The organism is Streptomyces sp. NPDC041122, from assembly GCF_055592445.1.
The window spans coordinates 324,947-338,875 of record NZ_JBVIYQ010000009.1; the positions used below are offsets into that span (position 1 = coordinate 324,947).

Below are 13,929 nucleotides of genomic sequence, written 5' to 3' on the forward strand. Positions count from 1 at the left end.
TGGGGCACCATGGCAGGGCAGTCGGCCCCCAGGAGGCGTCATGAAGCTCGGCAAGGCACTCTCCACCGGCATCGCCGAAGAGCGGCCCGTGCTCCACGAAGAGCCAGTACCGGAGCAGGCGGCACCCGTGGTCGTCCCCGAGCCGGAGCGTCCCGCGCGGGACCGCCCGGCCGAGGTCACGGCCGCCCGATGAGGCTGCGGCTCCCCGAGGAACGCCCGACGGAGCCGCCCACCGGTTACAAGATCGCCCGCCCGGTGCTGTCCCACGACGGCACCCGGGCGGGCTTCACCGGCGTCTCCCTCGGCGGGGCGCTGCCGTACGGCGTGCTCGACGAGGCCCGCTGCGTCTACGGCAGACGCCACCGCGCCCCGCACCGCCGCTGCGACTGCGGCTTCCACTGCGTGCACGACCGCACCACCGCCGAGGCCCTGTTGTGCACGGCCGAACACCGCGGGGCGGCGCTCCTGGAGGTGACGGTGCTCGGCGCGTACATCCGCTTCGAGCGCGGCTTCCGGTACGCGCGGCAGCGGGTGCGCACCGCGACGCTGCCGCCCTGCGCGTGCGGCGCGGCGGCCCCGCTGCTCGCCGACGCGGGGTGGGGCAGGCCCGGGTGGCGGGTCGTCGAGGCCGTGTGCGGGCGGTGCCGGGGCGGGCGGCGGGCCCTGGCCGTCGCGGAGTTCGGCCGGCTCGCGGGGGAGGGGCTGCGGGTGGCCGCGGCCACCCCGGCCTCGTACGAGGGCGCGGAAACCGGGCTCGGCATGCCCGAACTGATGGCCGAGGCGGCACTGCTCCAGGCCCGGCTCGACTGGTTCCAGGAGGAACTGGCGCGGTTCACCGGCGATCAGCGGGGATAGCGCCGCCGCGCCCGGGTACTCGGGCCTCCCGACCGGAAGGGAGGCGACACTGTGACCGGGACCATGGGCGAGCAGCCGACGCGCGAGCACGCGCAGCACTCGGTGGGAGAGCTCGTCGAACAGGCCACCGCGCAGCTTTCGGAACTCGTACGCCAGGAAATGCGGCTCGCCGCCCAGGAGATGGTGGAGAAGGGCAAACGGGCGGGACGCGGCGGTGGGCTCCTCGGAGCGGCCGGCGCGGTCTCGTACGTCGGGCTCATGGCGCTGTCGGCGACGGCGGCCGCGGCTCTCTCCCTGGCACTGCCCGTATGGGCGGCCATCCTGATCGTCACCGGCGTGCTCTTCGTGATCGCCGGGGTGCTCGGCGCGATGGGGCGCAGCCAACTGGCGCGCGCCGTACCGCCCGTGCCGCAGGAGGCGATGGACAGCGTCAAGGCGGATGTCGAGGAGATCAAGGGAAGGGCCCACCGATGACGAACGCGCCGAAGGACCCCGAGAAAACGGGTGTGAAGGGGCCGGACGAACTGCGCCGGCAGATCGAGGACACCCGCGGCCGCCTCGGCGAGACCGTCGAGGAACTGGCGGCGAAGGCGGATGTGAAGGCCCGCGTCCAAAACCGGGCGGCGGAGGTCAAGGAGCAGGTACGAGGGACGGCGGCACAGGTGAAGGACAAGGTGACGGAACAGGCGGCGCGCGCCAAGGACAAGGCCACCGGCGAGGCCGGGCAGGCCAGGAGCGCGACGGCCGAGGGCGCCGCGCGTGCCAAGGGCAAGGCGGTCGAGGGCGCGGCCCGCGCCAAGGGCAAGGCCGTGGAAGGCGCGGCGCTCGCGAAGGGCAAGGCGATCGAGGGCGCCGGGCGTGCCAAGGGCGCGGTGCTCGAAGGCAAGGCGCGCGCGGAACAGCACCGGGCCGTGGTCCAGGCCGAGGAGAAGGTGGCCGAGGCCGCGCGCCGGGTGCAGGAAGGTACGCCGGAGCCCGTACGGGCCGCCGCGAGCGGCGTCGTGCGGACCGGTGGCCGGCATCCGGGGAAGCTCGCCGCGGCGGGCGCGGGCGTCCTGCTCGCCGTCGCGATGCTGCGCCGCCGCAAGCGGGCGGGCCGCTGATGAGCGGCGCCACGATGCTCTACAAGCCGCTCGGCATGGCCTTCGGCATGCTGGGCGGCCTGGCGGCGAGCGCGGTCTTCAACCGCACCTGGAAGGCGGTGGCGGGCGAGGACGACGCGCCGGACGCGCACGACGAGGACCGCGGCTGGGGCGAGATCCTGGCCGCCGCCGCGCTGCAGGGCGCGATCTTCGCCGTGGTCAGGGCGGCGGTGGACCGCGGCGGTGCGGTCGGCGTGCGCCGGGTGACGGGCCGCTGGCCGGGCTGACCCCCGGGGCCGTCCGCCGAGCCGCGCGCCGGGGCCGTCTGGCATGATCGACGCGGGCGCCGACAGGCCGGACGACACAGAGGCTTGGGGCTCGATGCACGACAACAACGGCGAGAGCACCGGCACCACCGCCACGCACACGATCGGCGGCGGCACAGCCACGCACACCCTCCGCGTCGGCGACGCCCGGACCGAGGAGCGGCGAGTCGCCTTGGTGACCGGCTCCTCGTCCGGGATCGGCGCCGCCGTCGCCCGCCGTCTCGCCGCCGCCGGCGGGCGCGTGGTGGTCAACTCCGCCCCGTCGGTGGCGGCCGGCGAGAAGCTGGCGGCCGAACTGCCGGACGCCGTCCATGTACGGGCGAGCGTCTGCGCCGGGACCACCCGGTTCATCGACCACGGCGACCTCGCGGCCGCCCGCCCCGAGGCGCGGGTCAACGCGGTGGCGCCCGGCATGATCGACACCCCCTGGTGAGGAGTCCATGGCGGCGACGGCGGACCGGCTCCCGCTGGGCCGGGTGGGACGCCCCGAGGACATCGCCGAGGCGCTGGTCGACCTCACCGACTCCTCGTACAGCACCGGGGAAGTGCTGCTCGTGGACGGCGGCGGCCACCTGCTGTGACCAGGCACGGGGGCCGGGCGGGCGCCCGTTGACGGCCACCCGCCGCTGCAGCAAGCTCTGGCCATGACCCGCACACCGCACCACTCGTACGCGCGCTACGTCGCCATCGGCGACAGTCAGACGGAAGGGCTCGGGGACGGCGACGACACGCACGGCCACCGCGGCTGGGCCGACCGGCTCGCCGAGATTCTCGCCGCCGGGCACCCGGAGTTCACGTACGCCAACCTCGCCGTGCGCGGCCGTCGCACGGCGGGGATCAAGGCGGAGCAGCTGGGGCCGGCCCTCGCCCTGAAGCCGGATCTGGTGACGGTCATGGCCGGGATGAACGACCTGGTGCGGCCGGGGTTCGACGCCGGGCTCGTCGTCGCCGACATCGAGGAGATGTTCACCGAACTCACCGCGGCCGGGGCCCATGTGGCGACCGTGACCTTCCCGGATCTCGGGCGCATCTCGCCGCTCGCGCGGCGCGCGCTGCCCCGCGTCCTCGACCTCAACGCCCGCATCCGCGCGGCCGCCGACCGGCACGGGGTGACCGTGCTCGACACGTTCCCGCACCGCCTCACCACCGATCCGCGGCTGTGGAGCGGCGACCGGCTGCACGCGAGCCCGCTCGGCCACGCCAGGATCGCGGCGGGCATGGCGGGCGCGCTCGGCGTCATCGGGCGTGACGACTGGCTGAGCCCGCTGCCTCCCCTGGCCCCGGTGTCCGTGCTGGGGGCGGCGACGGCGGAGGCGCGGTGGTTCGCCGGTTTCCTGGGGCCCTGGGTGTGGCGGAGGATCCGCGGGCGCTCGTCGGGGGACGGCCGGGCGGCGAAGCGCCCCGAGCTGGAGCCCGTGGTGCCGTGGGACCGCGCGTGAGGCGGTGGACGACGGACGAGGGGACATGACGTCGGCTTCGCGGGCTTGACCTCAACCGTGGTTGAAGTTGGAGCGTTGTCCGTGACACCGCCGGAGCGGCCACCCGCATCGGCGCCGACGACCCTCCAGAAGGACGGCCCGCCATGCCCGCGATCCCCACCGCCCCCGCCACCCGCACCACCCGGACCCACCCCGAGCCCGCCCGCCCCGACGTCGGCCTCACCTTCATCAGTACGTGGAGCACGGGCTCGCCCGAGCGGCAGCGGGCCACCCTGGAGGCCATCGCCACGGCCTGGGGCAGCCGCCCCTGGCCGCACGAGGGGCTGCTCTCGTACGCGGTGTACGCGGGCGCCGACGGCTCGACCGTCCTGCACCACTCGCAGTGGCGGGACGAAGCCGCCTACGAGGAGTTCTTCGCTCACTCCGGCAACGGCAGGGACGCCAGGAACGCCGACATCGACGCGGCCGTGCCGGACATCGCGCGGCTCGGCCTGAACAAGACACGGCTGTACCGCAGTTGGACCGGCAGCCGTCGTGGTGTCAGTGGCGGTCGCGAGGGGCGCGAGCCGGGCACGGTCGTCATCGTGCAGATCGACTTCGAAGGGCCCGACGCGGACCGGCAGCACGCCTGGGTCGACGGTGTGGTCGAAGCCCTGGACACCGACCCGGCCGGTCACCCCGGCCTGCTCTCCGCGCACTTCCACGTCAGCACGGACGGCCGGCGGGTCGTCAACTACGCCGAGTGGGAGAGCGAGCAGGCGCACGTCGACGCGCTCGCCGCGGCCGGTGACGGCATCGGCTCGCCGACCCCGCAGTGGCTGCGGGTACGGGATTTCCCCGGCGTGGTCCGCGACGACGCGGTGGCCCGGTACCGGTTCACGTACGGCTTCGTACCGAGCAATACGTAGTTTTCGGCCACCGCCGGGGCCACCGCGCCCCTCTCCTGGACAGCGATTGTGGTCGGCGGGACGGTGGAATCATGCTCGACGTCACCGTGATCGAGGACCCGGCGGCCGCCGCGGCGTACGTCATCTCGGCGGCGGCGCCCGCCGCCGTGCACCCGGCCCGCGCCGTCGGCCTCGGGGGGCCCTCATGAGCGGCGGGGACGGGGCCGGCGACGGCAGGGCGGGCAGGTACGGGAGGCGCAGGCCAGGCCGGGGCAGGCCCGCCGCCGGCCCCGGAGCCGCCGGACCTGGAGCCGATGGGCCCGGAGCAGCCGGATCTGGTGCCGCCGACGAGGTCGGCCAGGCGTTCGAGATCGTCCGGGAGCTGGAGGTCGAGGGCTCACCGGCCCAGCTCTGGGCCGCCCTCACCACCGGCACCGCGGGATGGCTGTGGCCCATGGAGTACGAGCCCCGCGAGGGCGGTGCCGCCCCCTCCGGCGGCACCGTCACCCGCTGGGACCCGCCCCGCCACCTCGGCGCCCGGGTCGAGGACCCGGACCGGGTGCCGGGCCAGAGCCTCAACCAGCTCGACCTGACCCTCGAACCCCGCGACGGCGGGCGCCGCTGCTGGCTGCGCTATGTGCGCGGCGGCATCTTCACCGGCGCGGCGGAGGACCGGTACGAAGGCGTCGCCCGGCACACCGACTTCCATCTGCACACGCTCGGCCAGTACATGGCGTACTTCGCGGGCCGCCCCGTCGCCTTCTCCGGCGTGCACGGCCCGCTCGCCTCCCGCGCCCCGGACGCCTTCGTCCGGCTGGCCCGCGCGCTCGGCCTGCCCGACGACGCCACGGAGGGCGCCCGGGTCCGCGCGCAGGCCCCCGGCGGCGAACTGGACACGGTGATCGACTTCCGCAGCCGGTACTTCATCGGCCTGCGCACGGACGAGACGCTGCACCGCTTCTTCGGCCGCAACCACTTCGGCGCCCCCGTCGGCGTCAGCGTCCACGACTTCGGCGCGCACGCGAACGCCAAGGGCACCGAACTGGCCTGGCAGGACTGGCTGGACCACCTCTACGGCTGAGCGCCCCCCGGCTACGGCTCGAACCGCAGCACCTGCGGGTCGTGGTCGCTGTTCTGCTGGGCGAACTCCGCGTTGATGTGCACGCTGTCGTAGTGGAAGTCGTCGCCCACCCCCGGGCTGGTCAGGATCTGGTCCAGGACCTGCGAGTTGCCCTGGTAGACGTACGAGTAGCGCTCGCTGCGCGGCAGCGAACGGACCGCCGAGCGCAGCGCACCGCCGTCCTCCAGGGCCTCGGTGGCCGCCGAGAACTCGTAGTCGTTGATGTCGCCGAGGACCACGACGTCGGCGTTCCGCTGGACCTTGCGGAGGTCCTTCACGAAGCCGTTCACGGCCTGGGCCTGGCGCAGCCGCTTGGCCTCCGACGAGCGCACCGGCGGCTGGTGGTGCGAGGTGAGGCCCTCGTCGCCGCCCTTGGAGCCGAAGTGGTTGGCGATCACGAAGACGGTGCGGCCGCGGAAGACGAACTCGCCGGCCAGCGGCTTGCGGCTGTCCGCCCAGGCGTCGTTCAGCGGGTCCACCCGGCCGGGGGAGTGGCTCAGCGCGGCCCGCTTGCCCGCGCGCACCACCTCGGTGGGGGTGGTGGCGTCGCCGGGCGCGCGCTCGGTGAAGGAGACCCGCTCGGGGTTGTAGAGGAAGACCTGCCGGATGTTGCCGCCCGGCTCGCCGCCGTCCTTGTTGTTCTGCGGGTCGACGGAGCGCCACGCGTAGCGGGGCCCGCCCGCGGCGGCCACCGCGTCGGTGAACTTCTTCAGGGTCGCCCCGGCGGAGACCGTGCCGTCGTTCTTCGCGCCGTTGTCGTCCTGGATCTCCTCCAGGGCGACGATGTCCGGCGAGGAGAGGTTGGAGACCACGGCCCCGGCGAGCGCGTCGAACTTGGCCTGCGGGTCGGTCGGGTCGAGGTTCTCCACGTTGTACGTGGCCACGGCGAGCTCATCCTTGCCCTGCCGCCGCGTCTTCTCGCGCTTCAGGCCCTTGTCGACGACGTCGCCGAGCTCGCGCGCCACCAGCGTGTAGCCGCCGAACTGGTTGAAGTCCAGGGGCCCTTCGGCGCCGCCGCGCAGCACGTCGCCCACGTTCGCCGTGGGGAACGGCTGCTGGGAGACCGGCGCCAGCTGCTGGATCTGGAGCCGCCCGCCGTTCTGCGCGCGGTAGGAGCCGTAGACGGTGCCGCCGCGCCGGTCGGCGTTCTCGTGCGGCTTCACCGTCACCCAGAGCTCGTTGTACGCGTCCGTCGCCCCGACCACCCGCGAGCTGCCGACCCGTACGTTCATGCCCTCCAGGGACTCGTACAGGTCCAGGGCGTACGAACGGGGCCTGAGCGGGAGCGCGTTGATACTGCCGCCCTGCGCCGCGTCACCCTTCGGCGCGTACGCGGCGGGCACCGACTTCGCGTCGATCGTGACCGGCGCGGGCAGCGCGTTGCCGGACGACTCCACGGTCACCGTCGGCTTGGTGATCTGGGTGAGGGACTGGTTGCCGGAGCCGGCGCCCCCGGGGACGTACTCCCCGACCGTCCCGGAGACCAGGACCGAGTCCCCCGGCGCCACGATGGGCGCCGCCGAGCCGGTGAAGACGAAGACGGCCTCACTGGTGGCCGGGTCGGCGTCGGCCGTGCCCTTGGCGGACTGGATCCAGAACCCCTTGGAGCCGTAGCCGCGGACGCCGGTCACGATCCCGGCCACGTCCGTGACCTGCTGTCCCGCGAGCGGCGAGACGCGGGTGGTGCCCTGGATGTCGTGGATGCGGACCGCGTCGGCGGAGGCCGCCGGCGAGGTGGCGACGAGCAGGCCGGCCGCGAGAGCGGCGGTGACGACGGCGCCGACGGCGGCGGATCTCGGGACGCGGGGCGACGGTATGCGAGGCATCGGTTCAGCTCCGGATGAGGGTGAGAGGTTCGGAGTGGCGGCGCGGGCCCGGGTCAGGCCTCTACGCGCGTCAATCTCTTGTGTGACCAGGGGAGTTGTCAAGGTTCTCCGGAGGTGCTTTGCCTGTACGTCACCTGACAGGGACATGAACCGGGCCGCATGCTGCCAAATCCGTCTAGGCTTGCGCCTTGCCGATCCGAACCCTCGGCGCCCCGCACCTTCGGAGGAGAACCAGCCGATGTCCGTAAGTCCCGCCACCCTGCCGCCGGTGCTGCTGCACTCCGAAGCGGATCTCGCGCGGGCCGCGCTCGCCTCGCCGCTGCTGTCCCGCGCCGTGCGGCTCGCCCGCTGGGCGGGGCCCGAGACCCGGGTCGGCGCGGGCGGCGAGCTCGTCGACGCCCAGCTCCCCGCGGCCGCGGCCGAGCTGGGTCTCGCCCCGGACGACGCGGACGCCGCCGCGTACGCCAGTGAGGCCTGGCGGGTCGCGGTCGACACCGGACTCGTCGAGGTCACGGACGCCGAGGAAGAGGGCGCGGAGGGCACCGTCACCCAGGGCGAGGACCTCGCGCTGCTCTCCTCGGGCGGCCCGCAGGACGTCCTCGGCATCTGGCTCGGTGCCCTCGACACCGTGTACGCGGACGCCACCGTGCCCGACATGGAGAACCTCCTCGACGTCCTGGAGGAGAACGGCGAGGTGAACTTCGACGAGCTCGGCTGGGACCCGCAGGCCGAGGCCGACTTCCTCGACGGCGTGCTCGGCAACCTCTACCTGCTCACCGTGGGCGACGGCGCGGCCGGCGAGGGCCCGGTGCCGCTGCCCGCGCTCGCCGCCTCGATGATCGTCCCCGACGACATGGGCGAGCCCACGGACGACGTCCTGGAGCAGGTGTCGGACGCGATGATGAAGCTCGACGACCAGTTCCGGCTCTTCGAGCCGCTCGGTCTCGTCGAGTACCAGCCGGTCGACGAGGCGCTGATGGCCGACGTCGACGACGAGAGCGCCGAGGAGCCCCCGCCGGTCGACGACGAGGACGTCAGCCGCTACGGCATGGTCCGCCTCACCCCGCTCGGCCTGTACGGCATCCGTGCCCGCATGCTGGAGGCCGGCGTCGACGCGCCCGCCGTCGGCGACCTCGCGGACAAGGGTGCCGACGCGCTCCTGGAGGGCACCTCCGGCTTCCCGCAGGCCGCCGCCCAGGCGGAGATCGAGCAGTGGCTCACCCGGCACGAGCCGCTGGGTGCCGCCCGTGAGCTGCTGGCCGCCGCGCGTGGCGGCGACGAGGGCGCGCCGCTGCGCAGGCTCCGCTGCCAGCAGGCGCTCTCCCTGGTCGGCGACGAGGCGGAGCCCGCGCTCCGCGAGGTCCTCGACGACCCGGAGCTCGGCGGTCTCGCCCGGGTGTGGCTCGCCGAGCACGGCGCCGCGGACGTGCCCGCGCCGTCGGAGGCGCTGATCTTCTGGCTGACCATCGACACGCTCGCCGCGCAGCTCGCCGTCGAGGGCAACTCGGACGAGCTGCAGGGCCTGGTCGAGGGCCTCGCGGAGCAGCACAGCGGGTTCTTCGCCACGGCGTGGCGGGTCGAGCACCCCGCCACGGCGGACGTCCTGGAGGCGATGGGCCGCCTGCACCCCGACAAGAAGGTGGCGAAGGAGGCCCGCAAGGCGGCCTTCAAGGCCAGGTCGCAACAGGGGCTCTGACCCTCCACGGGCCCGTCCCCGGCCGCCGGGGACGGGCCCGTGGAGGATGCCGGACAACACCGGGTGGGCCCGAGCGGACGCCGGGGGTAGCTCAGGTCCGCAGATGCGACGCGCCGTTGAGGTCGAGCACCGTGCCCGACGCCCACTCGGCCACCGGTGACGCCAGCCACAGCACCGCCGCCGCGATCTCCTCGGCCGTCCCCGCCCGCCCGAACGGGCTCTGCGCACGGATCGCCGCCCCCTCCTCCCCGCTCAGCCGGTGCGCCACCCGCTCCGTCGCGAAGAACCCGGGCGCCACCGACGCCACCGCGATCCCGTGCGGCGCGAGGGAGACGGCGAGCGACTGGCCGAGCGCGTGCACGGCCGCCTTCGTCGCGCCGTACGCGGGATGGTCCGGCTCGCCCCGGAAGGCGCCGCGCGAGCCGATGTTCACGATCCGGCCGCCCGTGCCCCGGTCGATCATGCGGCGGGCCGCCAGGTGGCTGAGGTGCGCGGTGGCCAGCAGGTTCACCGACACGTGCCGCTGCCACAGGGCCGCCCACTCCTCGTACGACGTCTCGGCGAGCGGGTGCGGCACGTTCACGGCGGCGTTGTTCACCAGCACGTCGATGCCGCCGAGCCCCTCGGCCGCCCGCTCCGCCACGTCCGCCGCCCCAGCCGCGTCCGACAGGTCGCCGCCCACCAGGACGTGCCCCTCGCCGGCCAGCGAGGCCAGCGTCTCCCGGGCCTCCTCCTCGCGTGAGCCGTAGTGCACGGCCACCCGGTCCCCGTTGTCGGCGAAGGCGCGGGCGAGGGCGCGGCCGAGACCCCGGGAGGCCCCGCTGATCAGGACGCCGCGGCCGGAGCCCGGCAGCTTCTTCGGCAGGTTCATGGAAGGCGGCTCCTCTTCGTCGGACGGTGTTCAAACGCCGTTTATACGCGAGCGGGACGGTGACGCCGACAGCAGCCCGGCCGTGCACACCCGTTCCGCGCCTTCAGGAGGAACCATGTCGCTCACCCGCAGGGACTTCACCAGACGCTCCGCGCTCACCGGCGCGGGGGTCGCCCTGGCCGGCAGCGTCGGCGCGCTCGCCACCGCGCCCGGCGCGCTGGCCGCGACGGACCCCCAGGAGGCCGGTGATCCGGCGGACGCCCAGGAGGCGGGGCACGCCCCGGACCACGGCCACGCTCCCGGCTACGGCCCGCTGATCCCCGACCCCGAGGGCCTGCTCGCGCTGCCCGCCGGGTTCTCGTACCGCGTCCTCACGCACAGCGGGAAGACCAGACTGGAGACCGGCGAGTTCACCCCGTCGAACCACGACGGCACCGCGGCCTTCGGCGGCCCGCGCGGCACGACGCTGCTCGTCAACAACCACGAGCTGAGCGGTCCCCGGAGCAAGTGGCGGCACCCCGTACCGCTCACCGAGGGCCTCGTCTACGACCCCGCCGCGTCCGGCGGCTGCACCGTCGTCGAGGTCCGCCGCGACGGGCACGTCGCCGAGTGGGTGGGCATCGCCGGCACCGCCACCAACTGCGCGGGCGGCTCCACCCCGTGGGGCACCTGGCTCACCTGCGAGGAGACCGAGGACAAGGCCGGCCAGAACGGCATGACCAAGGACCACGGCTACGTCTTCGAGGTCGACCCCGTGGACCGGCGGGCCAACCGGGCCCCCGAGCCCATCAAGGCGCTCGGCCGTTACGCCCACGAGGCCGTCGTCGTCGATCCCCGGCGGGGCCACCTCTACCTCACCGAGGACGCGTCCGGCCCCAACGGCCTGCTCTACCGCTGGACGCCGCCGCACGGCTTCGAGCACGGCCGCGGCAGGCTGCGCCGCCTCGCCGACGACGCGGGCGTCCTGAAGGCCCCCAGGTGCTACGACTCCGGCGGCCGGTTCGTCGACGACCTGTCCCGCGCCACGAAGACCGGCACGGTCTACGGCGTGGACTGGGTGGAGGTGCCCGACCGCGACGCCCGTACGGTCCCGGTGCGCGAGCAGTTCGACGACGGCGACATCACGCGGGCCCGCAAGCTGGAGGGCATGTGGTGGGGCGACGGCGGCGTCCACATCGTCTCGTCCTTCGCCCGCGGCGAGAGCCCCGCACAGCACGACGGGCAGGTGTGGTTCTACCACCCGGGCCGCCGCACCCTCACCCTGAAGGTGCTGTTCGGCGTCAACCCCGACCCGGACCGGGACGGCGCCTTCGACGGCCCCGACAACATCACCGTCTCGCCCTACGGCGGCCTGGTCGTCGCCGAGGACGGCGAGGGCGTCCAGCACCTGTTCGGCGCGACGGAGAGCGGCCGCACCTATACGATCGCGCGCAACGAACTCAACGCGGGCACCCCGGAAAAGCCCGAGTACAGCGAATTCACCGGCGTCACCTTCTCGCCGGACGGCAGGACCCTCTACGCCAACATCCAGACGCCGGGCATCATGCTGGCGATCACGGGCCCGTGGCGGCGCCGACGCGGCTGAGAGCCCGGAAGCGGGGAACAAAAACCCTTGGCGCCCCATGAGTTCACTCTCCTAAGGTGAGTGATGTCCGGGTGCGAAGGCAGGACCTACTTCCACTCATAATGGGGAGGCCGCGGGTTCGATTCCCGCCGCCGGCACCGACCGGCCGGTGTAGCTCAGTGGCAGAGCACCATCGTCGGTTCCGCCGAACTGATCTCCGGACACCACAACTTCACGTTTTCAGCACCCTCCCGGTGCGCGGGCGGCGGCTCCTTCCTTTTCGGAATCCGCCGCCTCTTCGATCTCGGGAGGCAGCAGCTGGTGTGTGCCCGGTGCGCAGGCAACGGTTACTTCATGGATCAGAGGGTTGCGGGTTCGAGTCCCGTCATCGACTTCGGGTCGGTGTAGCTCAACGGGTAGAGCATCCGACACAAGTCCGTCGCCGCTTTTCGACCTCGGGCACACTCCTGCCGTCTGTCTCCCCCGTATCACCGACACGAATTCGGGGGAATTCTCATGGCTCGTTTCAACACCAAGACCGTCAAGGCACTCGTCACCTCGCCGGTGAAGTCGGCCGGCCGCACCACCCGTACGCACGAGGGCGGGCACGGACATCTCCGTGACCCCCGCGGCGAGCTCTTCCTGCTCGCCACGGCGAACTTCGTCTCGCAGCAGACCTTCTACGAGGAGGGCGCGGGCCGCGACGACCGGTACGCCGCGCTCGTGCGCCGTCTCGCCGTCGAGGACCCCGCGTGGACCGCGGGCCTCCTCGGCTGGCTGCGCGGCGCGGGGAACATGCGGACGGCCTCCCTCGTCGGCGCGGCCGAGTACGTCCGGGCCCGCCTGGACGCGGGCGTCACCGACGGCCCCACCGGCCGCCAGGTCGTCGCCTCCGTGCTGCGCCGGCCCGACGAGCCCGGCGACTCCTCGGCTACTGGACGGCGGCGTACGGCCGCGCCATCCCCAAGCCCGTCAAGCGGAGCGTCGCGGACGCCGTGCGCCGGCTCTACGACGAGAGGGCGCTGCTCAAGTACGACACCTCGGCCAAGAACTACCGCTTCGGCGACATCCTCAACCTGGTGCACGCCGCGCCCGACCCGGACAAGGCCTGGCAGGGCCCTCTCTTCCGGTACGCGCTCGACCGGCGCCACCACCCGGAGAGCGCCGTGCCGCCCGAGGGCGCGCGGGTGCTCGCCGCGCACCGCGAGCTGATGGCGCTGCCGGTCGAGCGGCGGCGCGCGGTGGTCACCGCCGAGGGCGGCGCCGAACGGCTCACCGCCGCGGGCATCACCTGGGAGGCGCTCGCGGGCTGGCTGCAGGGACCCATGGACAAGGCGGCCTGGGAGGCCGTGATCCCGTCGATGGGGGTCATGGCGCTCGTCCGCAATCTGCGCAACTTCGACGAGGCCGGCGTCTCGGACGAGGTCGCGGCGTCCGTCGCGGCCCGGCTCGCCGACCCCGACGCCGTCGCACGGTCGCGGCAGTTCCCCTTCCGCTACCTCGCCGCGTACCAGCACGCGCCGTCGCTGCGCTGGTCGTACCCGCTGGAGCAGGCGCTCGGCCACTCGCTGGCGAACGTGCCGTCGCTGCCGGGCCGGACGCTGATCATGGTCGACCGCTCCGGCTCGATGTGGTCGCCGCTGTCGGACCGCTCGCGGCTCGACCGGGCCGACGCCGCGGCGATCTTCGGCACGGCCCTCGCGCTGCGGGCCGCCCACGCGGACCTGGTGCAGTTCGGCACCGGCAGCGAGCGGGTGAAGTACCGCGCGGGTGAGTCCGTCCTGAAGGTCCTCGACCGGTTCGGCCGGCTCGGCGGCACGAACACCACCGCAGCGGTGCGCCGCTTCTACGACCAGCACGACCGGGTGCTGATCGTCACCGACGAGCAGGCGACCTACCACCACCACGGCGACCCGACCGAGCAGGTCCCGGCGGACGTGCCCGTCTACACCTGGAACCTCGCGGGCTATCGCGTGGGCCACGCCGCCTCCGGCACGGACAACCGGCACGTCTTCGGGGGCCTGTCGGACTCCGCGTTCCGCATGGTGCAGCTCCTGGAGGCCGGGCGGAACGCCGCCTGGCCCTGGCTCGCGGCCTGACGGGCCGGGCCGCCCCGGCGGTGACCGGTATCCCCCGTTCGGGCGGTATCGGACGCGGGGAGGGGCTGGCTCACCGGCTGGGGAGGGGCTCGTTCCCCGTGGCTTGTGTGTCTGTTCCATACCGATGTGAGGGCAGTGTGAGCACGGAGCATGGTGCCGCGACC

The 13,929-nt window shown here is 73.8% G+C and carries 14 protein-coding genes, 1 tRNA gene and 1 pseudogene; 14 read left to right on the top strand and 2 right to left on the bottom strand.

The genetic code is table 11. The features are described 5' to 3' along the window. The first annotated feature begins 40 nt into the window (after nt 1-40). The 10 genes from ACZ6B8_RS30495 (at nt 41) to ACZ6B8_RS30540 (ending at nt 5,670) form a co-directional block, all read left to right on the top strand. Nucleotides 41-193 carry a hypothetical protein gene (locus ACZ6B8_RS30495; RefSeq protein ID WP_471076011.1) on the top strand — a complete coding sequence of 51 codons (153 nt, stop codon included), beginning with the start codon at nt 41-43 and terminating at the stop codon, nt 191-193. Continuing rightward, nucleotides 190-855: a hypothetical protein gene (locus ACZ6B8_RS30500; protein ID WP_471076014.1), complete on the top strand. Its 666-nt coding sequence runs from the start codon at nt 190-192 to the stop codon at nt 853-855. Before ACZ6B8_RS30495 ends, ACZ6B8_RS30500 begins: the two co-directional genes overlap by 4 nt. Nucleotides 856-906: 51 nt before the next feature. After that, nucleotides 907-1,329: a phage holin family protein gene (locus ACZ6B8_RS30505; RefSeq protein ID WP_471609295.1), complete on the top strand. Its 423-nt coding sequence runs from the start codon at nt 907-909 to the stop codon at nt 1,327-1,329. Further along, nucleotides 1,326-1,958: a DUF3618 domain-containing protein gene (locus tag ACZ6B8_RS30510; RefSeq protein WP_471609296.1), complete on the top strand. Its 633-nt coding sequence runs from the start codon at nt 1,326-1,328 to the stop codon at nt 1,956-1,958. Before ACZ6B8_RS30505 ends, ACZ6B8_RS30510 begins: the two co-directional genes overlap by 4 nt. Further along, a complete protein-coding gene (locus tag ACZ6B8_RS30515; RefSeq protein WP_471076023.1) occupies nt 1,958-2,224 on the top strand; it encodes a DUF4235 domain-containing protein in 267 nt (88 codons plus the stop codon). Before ACZ6B8_RS30510 ends, ACZ6B8_RS30515 begins: the two co-directional genes overlap by 1 nt. A 94-nt stretch (nt 2,225-2,318) precedes the next feature. Beyond that, nucleotides 2,319-2,696, top strand: a complete 378-nt coding sequence (locus ACZ6B8_RS30520) for an SDR family NAD(P)-dependent oxidoreductase (RefSeq protein ID WP_471609297.1) — start codon at nt 2,319-2,321, stop codon at nt 2,694-2,696. Nucleotides 2,697-2,703: 7 nt separating this feature from the next. After that, nucleotides 2,704-2,844, top strand: a complete 141-nt coding sequence (locus ACZ6B8_RS30525; protein ID WP_471609298.1) for an SDR family oxidoreductase — start codon at nt 2,704-2,706, stop codon at nt 2,842-2,844. Nucleotides 2,845-2,907: 63 nt separating this feature from the next. Next, nucleotides 2,908-3,702 carry an SGNH/GDSL hydrolase family protein gene (locus ACZ6B8_RS30530; RefSeq protein ID WP_471076029.1) on the top strand — a complete coding sequence of 265 codons (795 nt, stop codon included), beginning with the start codon at nt 2,908-2,910 and terminating at the stop codon, nt 3,700-3,702. 143 nt (nt 3,703-3,845) lie between these two features. Next, nucleotides 3,846-4,610 (top strand): antibiotic biosynthesis monooxygenase, encoded by a 765-nt coding sequence (locus tag ACZ6B8_RS30535; RefSeq protein WP_471609299.1) that lies wholly within the window; start codon nt 3,846-3,848, stop codon nt 4,608-4,610. Nucleotides 4,611-4,794: 184 nt separating this feature from the next. Then, on the top strand, nt 4,795-5,670 hold the full coding sequence (locus tag ACZ6B8_RS30540) for an SRPBCC family protein (protein ID WP_471609300.1): 876 nt from the start codon (nt 4,795-4,797) through the stop codon (nt 5,668-5,670). Nucleotides 5,671-5,681: 11 nt separating this feature from the next. Here the strand turns inward: ACZ6B8_RS30540 and ACZ6B8_RS30545 are convergent, their stop codons facing one another. Then, entirely contained in the window at nt 5,682-7,535 is a 1,854-nt protein-coding gene (locus ACZ6B8_RS30545) for an endonuclease/exonuclease/phosphatase family protein (RefSeq protein ID WP_471609301.1), read from the bottom strand. A gap of 238 nt (nt 7,536-7,773) precedes the next feature. Here ACZ6B8_RS30545 and ACZ6B8_RS30550 point away from each other — a divergent pair, with 238 nt between their 5' ends. Continuing rightward, nucleotides 7,774-9,231 (top strand): hypothetical protein, encoded by a 1,458-nt coding sequence (locus tag ACZ6B8_RS30550; protein ID WP_471609302.1) that lies wholly within the window; start codon nt 7,774-7,776, stop codon nt 9,229-9,231. Nucleotides 9,232-9,322: 91 nt separating this feature from the next. Here ACZ6B8_RS30550 and ACZ6B8_RS30555 read toward each other — a convergent pair whose 3' ends face one another. Next, nucleotides 9,323-10,102, bottom strand: a complete 780-nt coding sequence (locus ACZ6B8_RS30555; protein ID WP_471609303.1) for an SDR family NAD(P)-dependent oxidoreductase — start codon at nt 10,100-10,102, stop codon at nt 9,323-9,325. Between the two features lie 115 nt (nt 10,103-10,217). Between ACZ6B8_RS30555 and ACZ6B8_RS30560 the strand changes: the two genes are divergently transcribed. The 3 genes and pseudogenes from ACZ6B8_RS30560 to ACZ6B8_RS30570 all read left to right on the top strand — a co-directional run bounded on the left by ACZ6B8_RS30560 (nt 10,218) and on the right by ACZ6B8_RS30570 (nt 13,765). Beyond that, nucleotides 10,218-11,687, top strand: coding sequence for an alkaline phosphatase PhoX (locus ACZ6B8_RS30560; RefSeq protein WP_471609304.1), 1,470 nt, complete (start codon nt 10,218-10,220; stop codon nt 11,685-11,687). A 73-nt stretch (nt 11,688-11,760) separates the two neighbouring features. Continuing rightward, nucleotides 11,761-11,821 (top strand) — tRNA-OTHER (locus ACZ6B8_RS30565). Nucleotides 11,822-12,182: 361 nt separating this feature from the next. Beyond that, a pseudogene (locus ACZ6B8_RS30570) lies at nt 12,183-13,765 on the top strand (TROVE domain-containing protein). Nucleotides 13,766-13,929 lie beyond the last annotated feature (164 nt).

Excerpts from the sequence above, each read along its gene's own strand:
- ACZ6B8_RS30520 (WP_471609297.1), top strand. The coding sequence starts at position 2,319 with ATGCACGACAACAACGGCGAGAGCACCGGCACCACCGCCACGCACACG.
- ACZ6B8_RS30560 (WP_471609304.1), top strand. The coding sequence starts at position 10,218 with ATGTCGCTCACCCGCAGGGACTTCACCAGACGCTCCGCGCTCACCGGC.
- ACZ6B8_RS30555 (WP_471609303.1), bottom strand. The coding sequence starts at position 10,102 with ATGAACCTGCCGAAGAAGCTGCCGGGCTCCGGCCGCGGCGTCCTGATC.
- ACZ6B8_RS30495 (WP_471076011.1), top strand. The coding sequence starts at position 41 with ATGAAGCTCGGCAAGGCACTCTCCACCGGCATCGCCGAAGAGCGGCCC.
- ACZ6B8_RS30550 (WP_471609302.1), top strand. The coding sequence starts at position 7,774 with ATGTCCGTAAGTCCCGCCACCCTGCCGCCGGTGCTGCTGCACTCCGAA.
- ACZ6B8_RS30540 (WP_471609300.1), top strand. The coding sequence starts at position 4,795 with ATGAGCGGCGGGGACGGGGCCGGCGACGGCAGGGCGGGCAGGTACGGG.
- ACZ6B8_RS30515 (WP_471076023.1), top strand. The coding sequence starts at position 1,958 with ATGAGCGGCGCCACGATGCTCTACAAGCCGCTCGGCATGGCCTTCGGC.
- ACZ6B8_RS30500 (WP_471076014.1), top strand. The coding sequence starts at position 190 with ATGAGGCTGCGGCTCCCCGAGGAACGCCCGACGGAGCCGCCCACCGGT.
- ACZ6B8_RS30545 (WP_471609301.1), bottom strand. The coding sequence starts at position 7,535 with ATGCCTCGCATACCGTCGCCCCGCGTCCCGAGATCCGCCGCCGTCGGC.
- ACZ6B8_RS30525 (WP_471609298.1), top strand. The coding sequence starts at position 2,704 with ATGGCGGCGACGGCGGACCGGCTCCCGCTGGGCCGGGTGGGACGCCCC.
- ACZ6B8_RS30535 (WP_471609299.1), top strand. The coding sequence starts at position 3,846 with ATGCCCGCGATCCCCACCGCCCCCGCCACCCGCACCACCCGGACCCAC.
- ACZ6B8_RS30510 (WP_471609296.1), top strand. The coding sequence starts at position 1,326 with ATGACGAACGCGCCGAAGGACCCCGAGAAAACGGGTGTGAAGGGGCCG.
- ACZ6B8_RS30530 (WP_471076029.1), top strand. The coding sequence starts at position 2,908 with ATGACCCGCACACCGCACCACTCGTACGCGCGCTACGTCGCCATCGGC.